Source organism: Limnoglobus roseus (assembly GCF_008254045.1).
GTDB lineage: Bacteria > Planctomycetota > Planctomycetia > Gemmatales > Gemmataceae > Limnoglobus > Limnoglobus roseus.
On record NZ_CP042425.1, the window covers coordinates 1865293 to 1885224 of the forward strand.

General features: G+C 67.1%; 16 protein-coding genes. 13 read left to right on the forward strand and 3 right to left on the reverse strand.

Going from position 1 to position 19932, the window contains the following annotated elements; genetic code table 11:
* The first annotated feature begins 23 nt into the window (after positions 1 to 23).
* The 9 genes from PX52LOC_RS07725 to PX52LOC_RS07765 all read left to right on the forward strand — a co-directional run bounded on the left by PX52LOC_RS07725 (position 24) and on the right by PX52LOC_RS07765 (position 12369).
* Positions 24 to 950 carry a zinc-dependent alcohol dehydrogenase gene (locus PX52LOC_RS07725; protein ID WP_149109545.1) on the forward strand — a complete coding sequence of 309 codons (927 nt, stop codon included), beginning with the start codon at positions 24 to 26 and terminating at the stop codon, positions 948 to 950.
* Positions 951 to 953: 3 nt separating this feature from the next.
* Complete coding sequence (asnB, locus tag PX52LOC_RS07730) at positions 954 to 2834, forward strand: asparagine synthase (glutamine-hydrolyzing) (RefSeq protein WP_149109546.1); 1881 nt, start codon at positions 954 to 956, stop codon at positions 2832 to 2834.
* A 37-nt stretch (positions 2835 to 2871) separates the two neighbouring features.
* The gene (locus PX52LOC_RS07735; protein WP_149109547.1) at positions 2872 to 3897 is read left to right on the forward strand and encodes a tRNA dihydrouridine synthase; all 1026 of its coding nucleotides are present in this window, start codon (positions 2872 to 2874) and stop codon (positions 3895 to 3897) included.
* Between the two features lie 30 nt (positions 3898 to 3927).
* Positions 3928 to 7152 carry a hypothetical protein gene (locus PX52LOC_RS07740; protein ID WP_149109548.1) on the forward strand — a complete coding sequence of 1075 codons (3225 nt, stop codon included), beginning with the start codon at positions 3928 to 3930 and terminating at the stop codon, positions 7150 to 7152.
* Between the two features lie 136 nt (positions 7153 to 7288).
* Positions 7289 to 8203, forward strand: coding sequence for a sulfate adenylyltransferase subunit CysD (gene cysD, locus PX52LOC_RS07745; RefSeq protein ID WP_149109549.1), 915 nt, complete (start codon positions 7289 to 7291; stop codon positions 8201 to 8203).
* Between the two features lie 491 nt (positions 8204 to 8694).
* Positions 8695 to 10611, forward strand: coding sequence for a sulfate adenylyltransferase subunit CysN (gene cysN / locus PX52LOC_RS07750; RefSeq protein ID WP_149109550.1), 1917 nt, complete (start codon positions 8695 to 8697; stop codon positions 10609 to 10611).
* 69 nt (positions 10612 to 10680) lie between these two features.
* Positions 10681 to 11076 carry a hypothetical protein gene (locus tag PX52LOC_RS07755; protein WP_149109551.1) on the forward strand — a complete coding sequence of 132 codons (396 nt, stop codon included), beginning with the start codon at positions 10681 to 10683 and terminating at the stop codon, positions 11074 to 11076.
* Positions 11060 to 11407 carry a hypothetical protein gene (locus PX52LOC_RS07760; protein ID WP_149109552.1) on the forward strand — a complete coding sequence of 116 codons (348 nt, stop codon included), beginning with the start codon at positions 11060 to 11062 and terminating at the stop codon, positions 11405 to 11407. The genes PX52LOC_RS07755 and PX52LOC_RS07760 overlap by 17 nt, the downstream gene beginning before the upstream one ends.
* A complete protein-coding gene (locus tag PX52LOC_RS07765; protein ID WP_149109553.1) occupies positions 11404 to 12369 on the forward strand; it encodes an RluA family pseudouridine synthase in 966 nt (321 codons plus the stop codon). Before PX52LOC_RS07760 ends, PX52LOC_RS07765 begins: the two co-directional genes overlap by 4 nt.
* Positions 12370 to 12493: 124 nt before the next feature.
* On the opposite strand, the gene PX52LOC_RS07770 is transcribed toward PX52LOC_RS07765, so the two are convergent.
* Positions 12494 to 13222 carry an SDR family oxidoreductase gene (locus PX52LOC_RS07770; RefSeq protein ID WP_149109554.1) on the reverse strand — a complete coding sequence of 243 codons (729 nt, stop codon included), beginning with the start codon at positions 13220 to 13222 and terminating at the stop codon, positions 12494 to 12496.
* A 92-nt stretch (positions 13223 to 13314) separates the two neighbouring features.
* Between PX52LOC_RS07770 and prfB the strand changes: the two genes are divergently transcribed.
* The 4 genes from prfB to PX52LOC_RS07785 all read left to right on the forward strand — a co-directional run bounded on the left by prfB (position 13315) and on the right by PX52LOC_RS07785 (position 17366).
* Positions 13315 to 14452, forward strand: a protein-coding gene (gene prfB, locus PX52LOC_RS07775) for a peptide chain release factor 2 (protein WP_149109555.1) whose coding sequence is annotated in 2 segments (ribosomal slippage) — positions 13315 to 13386 and positions 13388 to 14452 — 1137 coding nt in all. Because the reading frame shifts where the segments join, the coding sequence is not laid out codon by codon here.
* Positions 14449 to 14928 carry a tRNA (adenosine(37)-N6)-threonylcarbamoyltransferase complex ATPase subunit type 1 TsaE gene (tsaE, locus tag PX52LOC_RS07780; RefSeq protein WP_149109556.1) on the forward strand — a complete coding sequence of 160 codons (480 nt, stop codon included), beginning with the start codon at positions 14449 to 14451 and terminating at the stop codon, positions 14926 to 14928. Before prfB ends, tsaE begins: the two co-directional genes overlap by 4 nt.
* Before the next feature lie 45 nt (positions 14929 to 14973).
* Positions 14974 to 16248: a DUF5690 family protein gene (locus PX52LOC_RS40310; RefSeq protein ID WP_168218860.1), complete on the forward strand. Its 1275-nt coding sequence runs from the start codon at positions 14974 to 14976 to the stop codon at positions 16246 to 16248.
* The gene (locus PX52LOC_RS07785) at positions 16245 to 17366 is read left to right on the forward strand and encodes a zinc-binding dehydrogenase (RefSeq protein WP_168218861.1); all 1122 of its coding nucleotides are present in this window, start codon (positions 16245 to 16247) and stop codon (positions 17364 to 17366) included. The genes PX52LOC_RS40310 and PX52LOC_RS07785 overlap by 4 nt, the downstream gene beginning before the upstream one ends.
* Here PX52LOC_RS07785 and PX52LOC_RS07790 read toward each other — a convergent pair.
* Both PX52LOC_RS07790 and PX52LOC_RS07795 read right to left on the reverse strand, forming a co-directional pair.
* Entirely contained in the window at positions 17314 to 18015 is a 702-nt protein-coding gene (locus PX52LOC_RS07790) for a hypothetical protein (RefSeq protein ID WP_149109558.1), read from the reverse strand. The genes PX52LOC_RS07785 and PX52LOC_RS07790 overlap by 53 nt on opposite strands.
* Positions 18016 to 18120: 105 nt before the next feature.
* Positions 18121 to 19920: an HSP90 family protein gene (locus PX52LOC_RS07795; RefSeq protein ID WP_149109559.1), complete on the reverse strand. Its 1800-nt coding sequence runs from the start codon at positions 19918 to 19920 to the stop codon at positions 18121 to 18123.
* Between the last annotated feature and the right edge of the window lie 12 nt (positions 19921 to 19932).

The following is a 19932-nucleotide window of genomic DNA, read 5'->3' on the forward strand; positions in this document are numbered from 1 at the left end:
GAGCATACCCGGAGGTCGCCCGGATGGCCATGATGCGTGCGGTTGTGCTGGACGATCGGGGCGTCGGGTTTCGCCGAGTACCAATCCCCGAACTGAGACACCCGGACGACGTGCGGGTTCGCGTGAGCGTCGCCGGGCTTTGCCGGACGGACCTGCTGGTGGCCGCGGGGAAACTGCCGGTCGCGACCCCACGGGTTCTCGGGCACGAGTTCTCCGGGACGGTCGAAGCGGTTGGCCCGGCCGCGGCGGGGGTGAAGCCTGGCGACCGGGTAGCCGTGAACCCGGTGTTCGGGTGCGGCCGGTGCCCCGTGTGCGCCGCCGACCCGATCAACTGCCCGCGGCGGACGATGCTCGGCCTCGACCGGGACGGGGCCTTCGCGGAATTTGTGGTTGTGCCGGCGGCGAACGTGTTCCCGGTTCCGCCGCACGTTCCCGAGTTGGCCGCAGCCTACGCCGAACCGGTGGCCGCCGCGTTGGCGGTGTTCAACGCCGGGCTCGATCCGAGTGAGTACGGCCTCGTCCACGGGAACAACCGATTCGCGCGGCTGGTCGAACTCGTCCTCTGCGACGCCGGGTTCGGCACGCTGTCCCGCGTCGATCCGGCCGTCGCCCTCGACGACGAGTTCGACTTCGCCGTTGAGACGGGGCTGGACGGCCCAACGTTTGACGACTTGGTCCGGGTCATCCGGCCGGGCGGCACGCTGGTGGTCAAGAGCCGACAGGCCGTTCGCGTGGGCGTGGACTTCGCCGCGGCGGTGCGGAAGCAACTCACGATTCGGGCGGTCAACTACGGGCCGTTCCGCCGAGCCGTGGGGCTGCTCGCTGAGGGTCGGTTGAACCTGACGGGCCTCTTCGGCGCGACGTACCCGTTGGAACGGTGGCACGAAGCGTTCGCGGCGGCCGGCAACGAGGCGGCGAAGGTGTTCCTGACGACGGCCACGGAAGGCTGACGCATGTGCGGCATCCTCGCGATCCACAACCCGGCCGGCGGCGTCACCGAGGCGGAACTGCGTCGCGGACTTGCCGTGTTGCGGCACCGTGGCCCGGACGGCACGGGCGTCTGGCTGTCGCCGGACCGCACGGTTGGCATCGGCCACACCCGGCTCGGGGTGATCGACCCGCTCGGCGGCCGACAACCTCTCGTTAGCGAAGACGGCACCGTCGTCGCCGCGGTCAACGGCGAGTTCTACGACCACGATCGCATCCGCCGCGAACTCGAATCTCGCGGCCACGTCTTCCGCACCCGAAGCGACTCGGAAATCCTCGTCCACCTCTACGAAGACGACTCGGACGGCGTCGCCGCCCGCCTGCGCGGCGAGTTCGCGTTCGTGCTCTGGGACACCCGCCGTCGCCGCTTGCTGGCGGCCCGCGATCCGTTCGGCGTCAAGCCCCTCGTCTTCCACGCCGACAGCCGGCGGACGGTCTTCGCGTCGGAAGCGAAGGCGCTGTTCGCGCTCGGCGTGCCGGCAGCCTGGGACGCGGCCGCGCTGTGGCAGGTGTGCGGGATGCAGTACCCGCTGCCGGGGCAAACGCTCTTCCGCGGCGTGCGCGAACTCTTACCCGGCGGGGCCGCCACGCTCTCACCTACCGGGCCGCCGACGATCTGGGAGTACGACCCAATCGAAGCGAATGTCGCCGGAACGACCGACGGGGATTCGGGTCACCTCGCGGCTCTGTTGCGGGCCAAACTCGACGAGGCGGTGCGGCTGCGATTGCGGGCCGACGTGCCGGTCTGTTTCCACCTCAGTGGCGGCCTCGACTCCACGTCCATCGTCGCCTTGGCGAAGCGCCACCTCGGCCGCCCGCCCGTCTGCTTCACCGTCGGGTTCGACGCTCCGGCTTACGACGAACTCGACGAGGCCCGCGAGTCGGCCGCGTTCCTCGGGGCCGAACTCCACGAAGTTCGCGTCTCGCAACGCGACCAGTTCGATCACCTCGAAGACGCGGTGTACTACAGCGAGGGGCTGGCGATCAACGGCCACTTGCCGGCGAAGTACCTGCTGGCCCGGGCAGTTCGTCGGGCCGGGTTCAAGGTCGTGCTGTCTGGCGAGGGGGCCGACGAGATCCTCGGCGGATACGCCCACTTCCGGCAGGACCTGCTCGGCGACGACCCGGCCGCGCTCGCCGCGCTCAAGGCCGCCAACGCCGACATGGCCGGCATCCAACTCCCCGAGGGCGATGGGCTGCCACTCGCCGCGGTGCAGGAGCGGTTCGGGTTCGTGCCCGCGTTCCTTCAAGCGAAGGCGACGCTGGGACTGAGGTTGCGCGGACTCCTTCGGCCCGAATTCGTCGCGGAATTCGCCGCCGTCGATCCGTACCGCGAGTTCGTCGCACGTTTCCCGCGGCTCACCGGCCGGGACCGGGTTGACGTGTCGAGCCACCTCTGGACGCGGTCGGCGCTGGCGAAGTACATCCTCCGCACGCTCGGCGACGGCACGGAGATGGCCCACGGGGTCGAAGGCCGGGTGCCGTTTCTTGATCCGGTCCTTGCCCGCTTCGCGTCCGGCCTGCCCACGAGCGTGAAGATCCGCGATGGCGTCGAGAAGTGGTTGCTGCGGGAAGCCTTGAAGGACGTGTTGCCGCCGGCCGTGTACGCCCGCCGGAAGCACCCGTTCACGGCCCCGCCGCCTGCCCGGTTCGCCCGCGAGTTCTTCCGCGACCGGCTTTCGCCGACGGCCCTGGCCGGCTCGCCGTGCTTCGACCCGGCCGCGGTGGGCCGCTTCCTCGACCAACTCGACACCGCCGGGGACGCGGCCCGCACCGCCGCCGACCCGGCGCTCATGATCGTCCTCACGAGCGTCCTCCTCCAAGAGCGACTCGGCCTCTCAGCCTGACCATCCTTCGGGATCGACCCGCCGCTACAATGTCCCGATGCTCCGACCCGACACGCCCGCCCTGATCCTCGCCCCGATGGAGGGCGTCACCGACGCCCCGATGCGGGCCGTCCAGGGCATCGGTGGCGCGTTCACGTTCGCCGTGTCCGAGTTTCTCCGGGTGGCCCACGCCCCCCTTCCTCGCGGTGTCCTCCTTCGCCACGTCCCGGAACTCCGCACCGCCGGCCGAACCCCGACCGGCCTGCCCGTCCAGGTACAAATCCTTGGCGGCGACGCGGGCCTGATGGCGGAATCGGCCGTGATGGCCGTCACGGCGGGGGCCACGGCCATCGACATCAACTTCGGCTGCCCGGCCCCGACCGTCAACCGGCACGACGGCGGCGCGACCCTCTTGAAGTACCCGCGGCGGATTCGGGAGATCGTCGGGGCGGTTCGGGCCGCCGTCCCAGTCGGCGTGCCGGTGTCGGCGAAGCTGCGGCTCGGGTGGGACCGGGTGGACGCGATTTTCGAGAACGCGGAGATGGCGGCCGAAGGCGGGGCGGCGTGGATCACGATCCACGCCCGGACGCGGACCCAGGGATACGCCCCGCCGGTGTACTGGCCGCTGATCGGCCAGGTTCGCGGGCGATTGGGCATCCCGGTGGTGGCGAACGGGGACATTCGGACGGTCGAGGAGTTCCGCCGGTGTCGGGACGAGACGGGGTGCCGGCACTTCATGCTGGGCCGCGGGGCGTTGGCCGATCCCGGGTTGGCGGGGCGGGTGGCGGCCGAACTCGGACTCGCCGATCCTCCGCGGGCCGCGGTGATCGACTGGCCCGCCGAGTTGCGGCGGTTGATGGCCTGGACGCCCGCGGCGTCGGCCGAGGGGATGGTGAAGCGGTTCAAGCAGTGGCTCCGGATGGCGGCGGCCTACGGCACGTTCACCCGGTTTGATGAAGTGAAGCGGGCGGGGTGCGTGTCGGAACTGCTGGCCGTCCTGGACCTGCCGTCCCGGACGCCGGACGCGACCGAATTCTCCGAACCCCTTCTCACGCTCGACTGTCAACGTCCTCAACTCTGGTGAAAGGTCTGAGCGGGACAGGAGGGCGAGCCAATGGCGAACGAGGGTCTGCCGGCCGAGTGGGAAGCGCTGTCGCATTCGGCGCGAGTTCGGAAGGCGGTCGAAGTGGGCCGCCAATCGCGATCGGACGCCGCGGCTGCACGGCTGCTCCGCGAATGGCGGACGGGCGGGTTCACGCAGCGCTTGCTGGCGGCCTACGCGGGCCACGGCAGCCGCGACTCGGCAGCACTCCTCGCCCTGGCCGCCGACCCGTCTCGCACGATCGCCGGCATCGCACTCTCGGTCTTGTGTGACGCCAGCGACGATAACGCCCTCCTCGCTACCATCCGCGAGCTTCCACCCCGGCGCGTGGCCCGGCCGCTTACCCGGCTCCGTCGCGTGCGGCCGGACGTGATCGACCGCTTCATCACCGAGCGTGTGGCGGCGGGCGACGCGGTGGCCTGGCCGCTCGTGCCGCTCGGCTCCGCGGCCGTCCTTGAACAGCACTTCGCCACCGCCGCCGAACGCGGCGGGGACACCTTCTGGCGGCGGCTCGCCGCGATTCACCCGGCCGATGCCGCAGCCGAGATCGTGGCCCGGCTCGCCGCGGCCACCAGCCCCGACGGCCTCCTTTTCGCCGCCGCCCGGAGCGTCGTTGCGGTCCTATCGGACCGCGAACCGGAGGCTGCGCTGACGGTCGTGGCGGCCCTCCGGCGGCACGTCCCACTCGCTACGATTCCGCTGGAAGCGCTCGTCGCCCGCCGGCCGGTCATCCTCGCCGACCTCGTCCTCGGCGCGAGCGAACCGGCCACCGCGAACTTCCAGCGGGTCGCCCACAAGCTCGACGTACCGCGGATCGTCGGGCTGTTCCGCCGCGGTGCGGGCCATCTCGGCGACCCCGGCTGGTGGCTCGCGCGGTTGCCGGCTGGCGACCGCGATGCGGTCTATCGCGAACTCGCCCCGGCCTGGACCGCGGCCGACGGCGTCGTCGCCGTTACCATCCTCCGGCGGCTACCTGTCGCGACGCGGCAAGCGGAGGCTCGCCGGGTGGTCGCGCTGCCGGCACTGGCGACCCGCCCGTTGCAGCGGCTCGTGTTCGTCGGCCTCTTGCCGTGGGACGAGGCGCGGGCGGCGGCGAAGCCGTGGCTGGCGCACCCGGAAGCGGAGAACCGGGCCGCGGCGCTCGTCGCGCTGTGCGAGGCGGCGCGGTTCGCCCCCGCGAGGTTGACCGAGTTTCTCGAACTGCTCACGGTCCGCAAGCACGAACAGGACCCGGTGCGGCTGGCGTTCCTCGGCGCGCTGGCCACGCTGCCGCCCGGCCGCTGGAAGGCCGAGCACCTGCCCGCGCTCGCGCGGGTCATCCGCGACGCGCTCGACGCCGGCGATCTGTCGACGGGCAGCGTCGCCGCGCTCGGCCGGCTCGTCTTCACCCTGTTGCCGTTCCAACCCGTGTGGGCCGCCGAACAACTCGCGGAGGTGACGCGCGACCGCGGCTACCCCGGTTGGACCGGCCGGGCGCTGACGGCCGAGGACGTGCGGCGGATCGCCCCGACTCTGACGCCGATCGCCGAGGCGTGGCTCGACCGCGAAAACGAGGGGCGGGTCGTCTCGCTTGCGTCCACCGTCGGCCGGTGGCTGCCCGACTGGCCGGAACTGGTCGGCTTCCTGGAACGGCTCATCCGTACCGGTCGCGACTACACCGCGGCCGGCGCGATGGCCCTGATCGCGCAGCACGTCCGGGCCGAACGGGAGCGCGTCATCACCGCGGCGCTCGCCCGGGACGAGAGCTGGGCGTTACAGCCGTCGGTGATGAACTTCCTGCACACCCGGCGACAGGATTTGCTCACGCCGTTCCTCGGCCAGCGGGCGTACGCCGGGCGGTTCAGCACGGGTAAGGTGCGGCACGTGTTGCCGCTGGCCGCCGGGTTCTTCCGGTGGACCGACTCGCAGCAGGAGACCTTCGCCGGGTCGCTCGCGGAGCTGTCGGAACCGCCCTCGCGCAAGAAGGACGCGCAGGTGACGTGGGACGTGCTGTTCGCGGTTCGCCGCCTGCCGGCCCTGCCCGCCATCGGGCCGGAACGACTCGTGCGGCTCGCCGGTGACGCGCGGCCTGCCGTCCAGGAGACGGCCGTGCGGGCGCTCGGCCGGTTCGACGCCCGGCAGGGCATCCCCGAACTGCTCGACGCCCTCGGCGACGCGCGGGCGCGGTGGGCCGTGTACGCGCTGCGGCAGGCGCTCAACGATCTGCCGCCGACACGGGTGCTCGAAGTCATGCGAGGTGTGCCGCTCGCGAAGGTCACGGTGGCAAAGGAAGCGGTGCGATTGGCCGGCGAGTTCGGCGGGACCGCGGCGCTCGGCTGGTTCGCGGAACTCCACCGCCAGGACCTTCACCGGGACGTCCGCGGCGCGGTTCTGCGGGCGCTGTGGGACCACCTCGACCACTCCGAAGCGTGGGCGATCCTCGACGAGTCGGTCGCGTCCCCGGACCCCGGCGTGGTGATCGGTCTGGCCCGCATTCAGGTAGACCGGGCGTCGGCCGCGGCCCGCGATCGCGTCGCGGACCTCTTCCTCCGATTGCTCGAATACCCGGAGCCGACGGTCCGAGTTGCCGTCCTCGGCCGCCTCGCGGCGCAGCCGGTGCCGGACCCACGGCGGGGACTGTTAGCTGCGGTGCTGGCGAAGCTCGCGTCCGCCATCCCCGACGAGCGAACCGCGGGGCTTTCCGCGGCGCTGGCGGGGGCCACCGACGCCGACGCCGCGGCGTTCGCGGCGGCCTTCACGCGGCTCCTCCCGCAGCGGCGCGAACTGGGGTCGTCGGTGGCGAACTTCGCGGCCGTGACGCGGGCACTCGGCCCGCGGTTGCTGGAGGTCCGGTCGGCGGTGCTGGCCGCGGTCGAAGCCGACCCGGCCGTGGTGAGTCTGCACGTCCGCCTTGCCGCGGCGCGGTTGGCCGCCGAGCCGTACGCTCAGTGGGTGTTGAAACTTGTCGGCACCGCTCGGTGGCACGCGGCGACCCAAACCGCGGCGTTCGACGCCTTGTGCGAAACGGGTCGGCCGGCGGAGGCACTCGACCGGGCGGAGGCGGTGTGGGCATCGCACCCCGACCCCGCGGTGCGGTGGCTTGCGCTGCGAGTTCTCGTCCGAACCTCGTCCACTCAAGGGTGGGGTGACGACCGCCGCGACCGCCTCCAGCGATATCGGGATGACCCAAGCCCGCTCGTCGCCGACGAGGCCGCCCTGACGTTCCCGCCGGAGCCGCCCCCACCCGCGGCGAACTGAGGTTCGCGTCCTGGGTTGACGGCCGCACGACGGGTCAGATCACGGTCGTCGGCCGGTGGTTTGTTCCTGCGGCGGCCCCGACAGTGGGAGGTGGACCTCATAGAATTGACAGTCGAGAGGCCAAACAGGAGAGCGGATGATCCGCAGCAGTTACAACCTGACCCATTTGAAAGTTCTCGAAGCGGAGAGCATTCACATCATCCGCGAGGTGGCCGCCGAGTTCGAGCGGCCGGTGATGCTCTACTCGATCGGCAAAGACTCGGCCGTCATGCTGCGCCTCGCGCAGAAAGCGTTCCACCCCGGCCGGCTGCCCTTCCCGCTCTTGCACGTCGATACGACCTGGAAGTTTCAGGCGATGACCGAGTTCCGCGACCGGTTCTGTCGCGAGCAGGGACTCGACCTGAAAATCTGGACCAACCAGGAGGGGAAGGCCCAGAACGTCAACCCGTTCGACCACGGCTCGAAGAAGTACACCGACGTCATGAAGACGGCGGCGCTGAAGCAAGCATTGAACCACTACCAGTACGACGCGGCCTTCGGGGGTGCCCGTCGGGACGAGGAAAAGAGTCGGGCGAAAGAGCGGGTCTACAGTTTCCGCGACAAACTGCACCAGTGGGACCCGAAGAACCAGCGGCCGGAACTCTGGAACCTCTACAACGGCAAAGTCAATAAGGGCGAAAGCATCCGCACCTTCCCGCTGAGCAACTGGACCGAACTCGACGTCTGGCAGTACATCCACCTCGAAAGCATCCCGATCGTGCCGTTGTACTTCGCCGACGTTCGCCCAGTCGTCGAACGCGACGGCACGCTCATCATGGTGGACGACGACCGGATGCGGCTGAAGCCCGGCGAGACGCCGATGATGAAGCGCGTACGGTTCCGCACGCTCGGCTGCTACCCGCTGACCGGGGCCGTCGAGAGCGACGCGACGACGCTGCCAGAGATCATCGAGGAGATGCTGCTGGCGAAGAATTCCGAGCGGCAGGGCCGCGTCATCGACCACGACGAAGCCGGGTCGATGGAGCAGAAGAAGCGAGAGGGGTACTTCTGAGTTGTTTAGACCTCAGTTGATCAACAGAACGCACTCTAAGAGGCTTCCCATAATTTTACGCTGCTGGATTCCGGAAGGTCGTTTGCGTGAATTCGTTGAAACTGTGGTACGCGCCACAATCTATTCGCCTCCCGATCCGCGGGTTCGCCCATGTTCCGGTGCGGTTTGGCTGGACGAGGATCGCCTTGAGCAAAGTTGCTGGGATAACATCCGAGGGGTCATCGAGAGAACGGGATCGGCTAATCGATCGTGGATGGGTGTCTGGTGGGAAGGTGGCGAATACAAGTGCGAAGCATCGGAGCGGCTTCTCTTCCCTTGGGAAAGGAGCGGCGTAGTTACCTGCGAGTTTCAGCACGATGACGGGTATGACGGCGTCTCGGTGCGGCTCAATATCACTTCCGAGGTGGAGCCCCTAGTTCGGCAGACTGCTGTGGCACTAGGCGGCGGGGTAGGACAGAACTAACCAACGACGCTGATTGAGAACTAGTAACATGCAACAGGTCGATCTCTCCACTGAAGACATCCACGCCTACCTCGCCCGCCACCAGCGGAAGGAACTGCTGCGGTTCCTCACCTGTGGCAGCGTGGACGACGGCAAGAGCACGCTCATCGGTCGGCTGCTCCATGACACGAAGATGATCTACGAGGACCAACTCGCGGCCGTGAAGCGGGACAGCGAGAAGGTCGGCACCACCGGGGCCGGCGAGATCGACCTGGCTCTGCTCACCGACGGCCTGAAGGCCGAGCGCGAGCAGGGCATCACCATCGACGTGGCGTACCGCTACTTCTCGACCGACCGCCGCAAGTTCATCATCGCCGACACGCCCGGCCACGAGCAGTACACGCGCAACATGGCCACCGGCGCTTCCACGTGCCAACTCGCCATCATCCTCATCGACGCCCGCCACGGCGTGCAGACGCAGACCCGCCGGCACTCGTACATCGTCTCGCTCCTCGGCATCCGCCACGTCGTCGTCGCCATCAACAAGATGGACCTCGTCGGCTTCTCACAAGAGGTCTTCGAGAAGATCAAGGACGAGTACACCGGCTTCGTCGCCAAGCTCGGCCTGCCGGATATCACGTTCATCCCGATGTCGGCGCTGAAGGGCGACAACGTCGCGTCCAAGAGCGACGCCATGCCGTGGTATCACGGCCCGGCCCTGCTGGACCACCTGGAGACGGTCCACATCGCCAGCGACCGCAACCTGACCGACCTGCGGTTCCCGGTGCAGTACGTCATCCGTCCTCACTTGAACTTCCGCGGCTTCGCCGGCACGATCGCGTCCGGCATCATTCGCAAGGGCGACGAGGTGATGGCCTTGCCGTCGGGCAAGCGCAGCCGGGTGAAGTCGATCGTGACCTACGACGGCGAGTTGGACGAAGCGTTCGCGCCGCAGGCGGTGACGGTCACGCTGACCGACGAGGTGGACGTCAGCCGCGGCGACATGCTGGTGCGGCCGGACAGCCAGCCGCACGTCAGCAGCCAGATCGAGGCGATGGTGGTGTGGATGGCCGAACAGCCGTTCGTTCCCGGTCGGACGTACACACTGAAGCAGACCACGCGGCAGGTGGCGGCGGAGGCCGCAGCGTTCCGCTACGGCGTTGACGTCAACACCTTGGAACACCGGACCATCACGCGGCTGGGGCTAAACGAGGTCGGGCACGTGCAACTCAGCCTGACGCAACCGCTGGCGTGCGACCCGTACCGCACCAACGCCGCGACCGGGGCATTCATCCTGATCGACCGGCTGACGAACAACACGGTCGGGGCGGGGATGATCCTCGAAGCCGGCACCCCGCGGCAGGCCGAGGCGGTGGTCACGGCGAAGGCCCGCGAAAGCCTGGTCGCGCCGGCCGAGCGCGAACAACGGTACGGCCATTCGCCGGTGACGGTGTTGCTGGTCGGCCTGACTGGCAGCGGCAAGAGCCGGATCGCCTACGCCCTGGAACGCCGTTTGTGGGACGAAGGCCGGGCGGTGACGGTGTTGTACGGCCAGAACATGCGGCACGGGCTGAACCGCGACCTCGGGTTCACGGCCGACGACCGCTCCGAGAACCTACGGCGGTCGGCCGAGGTGGCGAAGCTGATGAACGACGCCGGGGTCATCACCGTCGCGGCGTTCGTGGCCCCGCACGAGGCGGTCCGCGAGAAAGCGAAGCAGTTGATCGGTCGCGACCGCGTGCTGGAAGTCTACTGTACGGCCCCGATGGACGTGATGCGGTCGCGCGATCAGAGCGGTGCGTACCGGCTGGCCGACGAGGGCAAGATCGCGCAGATGCCGGGCGTGACGGCCGCGTTCGAGGAGCCGAAATCGCCCGACCTCGTGCTGCCGACCGAGCAGATCGACGTGGACGAGAGCGTCAACCGCATCATCGCGCTGATGAAGGCGCGGGGGTATCTGCGTTAACCATATCTGTGTTTTCGAGTCGATACTCGGAGGCCGGCGTGGATTATACTGAGGGAACAGAGGTGAACCATGAGCGCGACTCTTGCCGTAGAAATTGACCCTGTCATCCCCACCAACGCCCCGCTCAACGATGCCGTTGCCAGCGCGACTAATTACATGAAACACCTCCTGGATAAGTACCCCCAGGTTCGGTCGGACGATCGCAGTCTGGCCTGGAAGCACGTCGCTGTTCCGGGCGAAGAGCCGGCCGTGAGTGCCACGTTCGAAGAACACGATGCCTACGGTAAGAGAATCTTGACCCACACGATTCGCCTGCGGTTAATGCTCGACCCCGTCGTCCAGCGAGTGGAGATGCAGGAATTGCTCCGCGGCGTGATTCATCAGAGGTCCCAGCAGATCAGCAACCGAATGGACCGCTACTTCCAAGAGATGGCTGACGAGGGCGCCAATGGCCAGTCAGACTGAACTGATCGCCCGTGACGCGAGAGAATTGGCCCGGGCGCAGAAGACCGAATTGGACATCTTGAACGACACGCTTGCCGCGTACGACCTCCCGCGCGTCCGCGAGCGGATTGCGGTATTGGAAAGCCAGTTTCACAAGTTCGAAGTCCTACTCAACGAACTCAAGCCGACCCGGGCGGAAGCAGAGGAGTTGGGCGCATTGAAGAGCCGCCTCTCGCAACTTGAAGATCAGAAGAAACTCGGTGACTCTCGGCTGTTCCAGTTCATCATGCTTTTCGTCGGTGGCGTCATCACGCTGTCGGTCCAGATCGCCCTCCTATTCTTCAAGAAATGAACCTCCCCCCCTTCACCGTCCTCCCCGCGGAAGCGGAACACACGCTCGCGAAGGTGCTGCGGTCGCGGTTGCACGCGAGTCAGCCGTCGTGGAACGACGTGCGCGCGATGATCGAAAACCGCCGCGTCAAGGTCGGCGATAGCGTTTGCACCGATCCGGCCCGCCGCGTTCATGAGGGCGAGGTCGTCGAGTTGCTCGCGAAACCGACCGCGAAGCCGCGGAACTCGACGGCCGAGACGCTCGTCATCCGCCACCTCGACGACCACGTCGTCGTCGTCGAGAAGCCGTCCGGCGTCAGCAGCGTGCGCCACCCGGCCGAGTTGGAGTGGACCGAGAAGCGGAAGCAACTCGACCCCACCCTGCAAGACGTGACGCAGTGGGCCATCGCGGGCAAGCTCAACCGTTCCGCCCGGTCGCTGCCGCCGTTGCGGATCGTTCACCGGCTCGACAAGGAGACTAGCGGTCTGCTAATGTTCGCCCGGTCGGTGCTGGCCGAGCGCGAACTCGGCCAGCAGTTCCGCAAGCACACCGTCGTGCGGCGGTACCTCGCGGTCGTGCCGGGGATTGTCAGTCCGCGGACGATTCGCAGCACGCTCATCCGCGATCGCGGTGACGGCCGTCGCGGCAGCACGAAACAGCCCGACGTGACCGGCAAGGACGCGATCACGCACATCGCGATCGAGGAACGGCTGCCGAAGCATATGGTGTTGTCGTGTCGGCTGGAGACGGGCCGTACGCACCAGATTCGCATTCACCTGTCGGAAGCCGGCCACCCCGTGTGCGGGGAGAAGGTGTACAACCGCACGCAGTCCGGCGACCCGCTGCCGGAGACGCCGGCACCGCGGTTGGCCCTACACGCCACGGAACTCGGCTTCGAGCACCCCGTCACGGGCGAACACTTGCACTGGGCAATGCCGCTGCCGCCGGACTTGCAGAAGTTCGTGGACGGGCTGCGGAAATGAAGAGTCTTCACCACAGAGGGCACAGAGAACACAGAGCAAATACAGAAGAACTGTTTTGGCTTTCCGATCTGTGATTGGATTTTCCTCTGTGTTCTCTGTGCCCTCTGTGGTGAAGATGGCTTTCTCACCAAAACGGATGCACGGTCGGCTTGATGACCAACTCCGGGATCGACACGTGCGGCGGCAGCGTCGTCACGAACAGCACAGCGTTCGCTACGTCTTCCGGCTTCAGGATCACGGCCCGGTGTTCCTCGGTGACGGGCTTCGGGCGGTGGGCCAGAATCGGCGTGTCGATCTCGCCGGGGTAGACGTTACTGACCCGGACGCCGCTCTCCCGCTCCTCGTTCGACAAGCACATGCCGAGGCCGCCCTGGCCGAACTTTGAGGCCACGTAGGCCGCCCCGCCGAGCGGGTTTGCCCGCTTGCCGGCCACGGAGACGAGGTTTACGATCACGCCGTCCCGCCGCTCGAACATCTGCGGCAGGACGTAGTGCATGCAGTAGAAGGTTCCGTCGAGGTTGGTGCGAATGAGCTGGTCCCACGCTTCCGGCGTCAGTTCGCGGATGGTGCGGTTCTTCAGGTTCGCCCCGGCGTTGTTGAAGAGGATGTCGACCTTGCCGAAGTGCCGGGTCGAAGACTGAATCAGAGCCTCGCACTCGGCCGCGAGGGCCACGTCGCACCGGACGGTCAGCACGTCGCCGCCGAGTTCGGTCGCGGCGGCGTCGAGCTTCGCCTTGTCGCGGCCGCTGATGACGACTTTCGCGCCTTCGGCGAGGTACGCCGCCGCCACGGCCTTGCCCACGCCCGACCCGCCGCCGGTAATCACGGCCACTTTGCCCGCTAGCTTGCCCATCGTCGGCCCCTTCGCGTCGTATAGTATTGGGAGCGAACCCCACGGGTTATGCTAGTGTCCGCCTCTGAGATTGAATACCTGGAGACGCCGAGATGTTGAACCCGGAACTGCGCCGCCAAACCGAAGAACTCACCGCCGGACTGGCCCAACTCCGGAGGTCACTTTGACATCGCTGGCAAGCTGAGTCAGCGCGAAGGCTTCGAGGCGAAGATGAGCGAGGGCAACTTCTGGGACAACCCGGACGCCGCCCAGAAGACAATTCAGAAGGTCAAGGTGCTGAACGTCCTCCTGAAACCCTACGAGGACCTCGCGAAGTCGGCCGACGACCTGAACGCCATGATGGAACTGGCCGCGGAGGATGCGTCGTTCGCCACGGAGATGGAAGGCGAACTCGCGAAGGCGATGAAGAAGTACGAGGCGTTCGAACTGCAAGCCATGATGAGCGGCAAGCAGGACGCCTGTAGTGCGATCGTCACGATCAAGCCGGGAGCCGGCGGCACTGAGGCGTGCGACTGGGCGGACATGCTCTACCGCATGTACGTCCGCTGGGCGCAAAAGCACGGCTTCGGCGTCGAGGAGATGGACAAGGAGCCGAACCTCGAAGCCGGTATTCAGAGCGTGCAGTTCCGCGTCGCCGGCGAGTACGCTTACGGCTACCTGCAGAGCGAGATCGGCGTTCACCGGCTAGTGCGCATCAGCCCGTTCGGCGACGGCGGCACGCGGCAGACGTCGTTCGCGGCCGTGGACGTGACGCCGGAACTCGACGACACCATCGAGATCGAGATTCCGGAGAAGCAACTGGAGATGCAGACGTTCTGCTCCGGCGGCCCCGGTGGGCAGCACCAGAACAAGACGCAGTCCGGCGTGCGGCTGATCTACAACTACAAGGGCCAGGAAGTGCGGGGCGAGAGCCGCACCGAGCGGAGCCAGCCGAAGAACTATGCGAACGCGCTCGCGCTGCTCAAGGCCCGTGTCTACCAGATCGAGGAACAGAAGCGGCTCGGCGACCTGGCCAACCGCTACGACGCGAAGGGCGAAATCGCCTTCGGCAGTCAGATTCGCAGTTACGTGATGCAACCGTACACGCTCGTCCGCGACGAGCGCGAGGGCATCGAGTTGAAGACGCCGGCCATCCAGGCGACGCTGGACGGCGACCTTGAGGAGTTCATGTACGCCTACCTCCGCCACCGCACGGCGAAGGCGCACAAGGCGTCGGCGAAAGCATCGTGAGCGGAGTAACGGTTAACGTCCCCGATCTTGCCGGCACCGAAGCGTTCGGCCGGCAACTCGGGGCGTTGCTGTTCCCCGGAGCCGTGATCGCGCTGATCGGCCAACTCGGGGCCGGCAAGACGCACCTGACGCGGGCGTTGGCCGAGGGGTTGAACGTCCGCAATCCGATGGCCGTGACGAGTCCGACGTTCGTGCTGATCCACGAGTACACGGCCCGCCTGCCGATTTATCACTTCGATGCCTACCGCCTCGGCAGCGACCGCGAATTCCTGGATCTGGGAGCCGACGAGTACTTCCACGGCGACGGCGTCAGCGTCGTCGAGTGGGCCGACCGCGTACCCGGGGCGATGCCGCACGAGCGGTTGGAGATTCGGATCGACGTGCTGAACGAAACGGCGCGGCGGTTCACGCTTCGCGCGTTCGGCGAGCGGTACCAGAGACTGCTGACCGCGGTGAATGCAGAACCCACTTCTTAACGAAAGCTTCTCACTTGGCAGGCGCGCGGGCCGTAGAACGAGCGTGTGACCGCACCGCCCGAATCCCGATTGCCGGTAACTCCGTGGCGCGTCACGGTCGGCACCGTCGTCGCCGCGTTCGGCACGTACTTCTGCATGTACGCCTTTCGGAAGCCGTTCACCGTCGCCACCTACAGCGACATCGAGGCGGTCGGGGGCGTGAGCTTCAAGACGGTGCTGGTAGCCGCTCAAGTCGGCGGGTACATGGTCAGTAAGTTCGTCGGCATCCGGTTCGTCGCCGAGATCGAACCCCATCGACGGGTACGGTCGTTGTTGGTCCAAGTCGGGCTGGCGGAAGTCTCGCTCCTGCTGTTCGCCGTGACGCCGGCCCCGTTTAACGCGGTCTGGCTGTTCACGAACGGCCTGATGCTCGGGATGATCTTCGGGCTGATCATGGGGTTCCTCGAAGGCCGTCGCAACACCGAGGCACTGCTCGCGGCCCTCTGCACCAGCTTCATCGTCGCGGACGGGGCGGTGAAGTCGGTCGGCTCGCTGATGTTGACGGCCGGGGTACCGCAGTTGTGGATGCCGTTCGTAACGGGGCTGCTGTTCGTGCCACCGTTGGTCATCGGCTGTGCCATCCTCCGCGGCGTCCCGCCACCGAACGCCGCGGACATCGCGGCCCGGGCCGAGCGACCTCCAATGTCAGTCGCGGACCGCCGGCGGTTCTTACGCCGGTCCGGAGTCGGCTTGGGACTGATCGTGTTCATGTATGTGATGGTGACGATCCTGCGCAACATCCGGGCCGACTTTGCTGCGGAGATATGGGCCGGCCTCGGTGTCGCCCAAGCCCCCGGCTTGTTCACGTGGCCCGAAGTGGTCGTCGCACTGGGTATCCTGGTCTTGAACGGCTCGATGGTCTTCGTCCGCGACAACCGCACGGCGTTCTTTCTTGCGCTCGGACTCTCCTGGCTCGGCCTCTGTCTCACGGCCGCCGTCGTACAAGGGTTGGGGTCGGTGGCCATCTCGCCGTTCTTATTCATGGTTCTGTTGGGTGTCGGGCTATACCTGCCCTATATCGCGGTTCACACGACCGTATTCGAGCGATTCATCGCGATAACGCGCGATCGTGGCAACGTCGGCTACCTGATGTACTTGGCGGACGCTTTCGGTTACCTCGGGTACGTGGCCGTGTTACTCTCCCGGCAACTGTTCCAGTATCGGCCCGAGGACGGGATACTGCCGTTCTTTCGGACGCTCTGCACGACCGCGGCCGTGGCCGGCGCGGCGGCCTTGATCCCGGCCGCGATCTACTTTCGCCGACTGCGGAGTTCTCCATGACGCCACGGGCGATGCTCTTCACAGGTGCGGGACAGCCGTTGCAATCGCTGCCGCAATCGACGGTGCCGCCGACCGGGGCGGAAGTCCGCGTGCGGATGCTGTGCTGCACGTTGTGCCGAAGCGATCTGGCGACGTACACCGGCCAACGGATCGAGCCGACGCCGACAATCCTCGGGCACGAAGTCGTCGGCGAGATCGAATCGTTCGGCCCGGCCGCGAATCGGTCGGACGCCACCGGGCAAGTCGCGTCGATCGGCGATCGCATCACGTGGGCGATCGTGGCGGCGTGCGGGAGTTGCTTCTACTGCGAACGCGATTTGCCTCAGAAGTGCGAACGCGGTGTCAAGTACGGTCACCACCGGACCAGCCCCGACCACCCCAACGGCGGGGGGTTGGCCGACGCGATCACGCTCGTTCCCGGCACGGAATGGTTTCGTGTGCCGGATAACCTGAGTACGCCGGTGGCGTCGCTCGCAAACTGTGCCGGGGCGACCGTCGCCGCCGTCCTCGAAGCGGCCGGTCCCGTGGCAGGGCAAACGGTCCTGATCTATGGGGCCGGATTGCTCGGCCTTCTCGCGTGTGCGATGATCGCGGCGCACGGAGCGCGGGCGGTCATCGCCGTGGACCCTGACCGCGGCAGCCGCGAACGGGCCATCGCCTTCGGGGCAACGCACACACTGGACCCGAACGATCCGGCTTTTGACTCCGACCTGAGAGAGATTGTCGGCCCGCGGGGAGGAGACGTGGCCCTGGAATTGGCAGGGCGGGCGGAGACGGTCGGGGCGTGCCTCGGGCGGGTTCGCACCGGGGGCGTCGTCGTTCTGGCCGGTACTGTTTCGCCCACACCGGCAGTATCGCTCGACCCGCAACAGTTCGTCCGCCGGATGCTGACGCTCCGCGGCATTCACAACTACCAGAGTCGGCACCTGCGGGCGGCCCTCGACTTCCTCGCCGGGCCTGGGAAAGTTTACCCGCTCGAATCACTGATCGCCGAGACGTTCCCGCTCGACCGCGTAGTGGACGCCTTCAGCGCCGCCCAGCACCACACGGGCCGCCGGGTCGCGGTTACTTCTTCTTCGCCGCCAGAAGTGCCTGGGCCTTCTCGGGATTCTCTTTGATGTGTGACGCGATGCCGCTGAAGAAGAACAGGAGTTGTTCCGCCCCCTCCTCGGCCATCTTCGGGGCGGCCGGACCGGCCATGCGCATCACGGCGTTCGCCGCCCGGCTTTCCGAGACGAGGTAGACCGACGCTTCCGGCGTGAGGGTGACGATCCCCTTCTGGTCCGTCGGCTTGCTCGGGTACTTCACCACGGCCACGGCCTTCACCGGCACCATCGGCAGCAGTGCGGCCGCCTTCACCTTGCCGGTCGCGTACCAGACCACGCCGTCGGTGAGCTTCGCGACGGCCTGCCACGTCAGTTGGCTGCCGTCCGGGTCGGACCACGAGAACGAGCCGTTGCCGGTGTCCTTGATCTCGACGCACCCCACGTCCCGCCGCTGCCACGCGAGCGACACGCGGTCGGGGTGTTCCAACAGCCACGGGTAGATCGCCTCGTGCGCCTGAAAGGCGTCCTCGGTGTACTTGGCCGTCAGCGTGGGCTTGGCCATCACCTTCGAGACGGCGTCCCGATGGGCGGCCGGCACGAGATCGAGGATGGCGGAAGTTGGCGAGGCGGCGGGCTTGGCGGTTGGGGAGCGCGACTGCGCGAACGCCGATTGGCCCGCGAGGATGAGTAGAACGGCGAAACTGAGTCGGCACGGCGGCATAGGGGGACTCCTTCCGTCACCCCTGTATATCGTGCCGCTTACCCCAGTTGCATGAACTATTCTGTTGGTCGAAAGCCCCGGGACGACCGCCCCCGGGGCTTTCGACTACAACGAGTCGTCCACCATCCCCAGCAATCCGTCGTTGAGAATCGCCAGTTCCTTCGCCGACAACGGGTGGTGACCCAACAGCAGCGCTTGCACATAAAGCATCTGCACGGCCCGCGTCAGTTTTTTCGCGTCCTTCACGGTTGCCAACTTCTGCACGAGCGAGTTGTTGAAGTTGAAGCAGAACTGCGCCGTCGTCAGGCTCGCCTTGTCACGGCGGCTCATGTTGTCGAGGACGCCGGACCAGAGCGGGTTCGCCACCTCGCGCGACTGCTCCAGCGAGCGGAAGAACCGGCCCTCGTTGTTCGTGCTGTACAGTGCCGGCAACTCCGCGGGCTTGAACCGCTTCGCCTCGGCCGAGCAGCGGAACGGCCGCAGGATTTGCTCGGCCGTCGCGAGGAAGTCGTGGACGGCGTCGAGTTCCGCGTCGGTCAGGTCGTCGAAGTCCTGCGTCACCGTCGTCGAGTCCACCGACTCCACGGTCAGGTGCGGGAACACGTCGGGCACCTTCGCCAGCAGTTCCGCGTCGTGCAGGTAGCCGGCGTTGATGACCGGCAGGTTCTGGGCGGCCGCCACGCGGGCGATCTGCCGGAAGGCGTCGACGTTCGGGACGTACCGCACGCGGTCGGTGGCCTGCCGGTAATCGCCGAACGTCATCTCGCCGAGGGACGTTTCGAACGGCAGCCAGTCAAGGAACAGCCGGCAGACTTCGTCGTCTTCGACGGCCAACCCCTTGATCGCCCGGTGGTGGACGGCGATGAACCGCCGCATCTTCTCCGGTCGCTTCTCGGCCAGGTCGATCAAGTACTTCCGCAGGCTGTCGCCGATCGCGATGCGCGTCTTCGCCAGCTTCGAGTCTTCGTAGAACGACTCGCGCGACGCCGTCGGCCGCAGGTCGTTGGCGTTCACCACCACTTGCACGAAGAACGCCCAGTCGGGCAGCAGGTTCTCGACGGCGTCCGACAGGAACATGTTCTTGAGGTAGACGCGGTGCTTCCGCCGCGTGTTGGCGGCCGGCGTGAACGGCAGGATGAACGCCACGCCGTCGAGCTTGCCGACCTCCGAGCGGATCGGCACGGCGTCGAAGAAGTCGATGCCAAACATCTCGCGGCCGTAGGCGAGCAGCACCTTCTGCCGGTCCTTCTCGTTCGCGAACCGATCCCGCCACGGCGCGCCGCCTTCGTTGATCACGTCCACCGTCTTGCCGACGATCAGCCGGATCGGGTACGGCAGCAGCCCGCCGTAGTTGCGGGCGAGCATCTTCACGCGGTCCGGCTGGAACAGGTCTTCGCGACCCGGCTTCGCCGTCAGCCAGACTTGCGTGCCGGGTTCGAAGTCGCGGTCGAGTTCCTTCACGGTGTACGTGCCGTCGCCCTTCGCCCGCCACTCGACCGGCTTGGCGGTCGGCTCTTTCGCCGACTTCGTGATGACGACGATATCTTCGCTGACGACGAACGACGACAGGATGCCGATGCCGAACTGCCCGATGAAGTCGCCGGACCGCGTCTGCTCGCCGCCCTTCTTGGAACTGAGGCCGATGGTCGAGAGGAACGTGTGGACCTCGTCGATCGTCAGCCCGATGCCGTTGTCGGTGACGACCAGCATCGGCGGCTTGCCCTTCGGCAAGTGGCACTCCATCTGGATGTCGCCGACGTGGTCCGGCTCGACGTGCCCGCGGGCGGTGATGGCGTCCACCGCGTTCTGCAACAACTCGCGGACGTACACCTCCGGGCTGCTGTAGATGTGCTCGGACAGTAGGTCGATGATGCCGCGCAGGTTGATCTGGAATTTGTGTTCCAAGGCGATGACTCC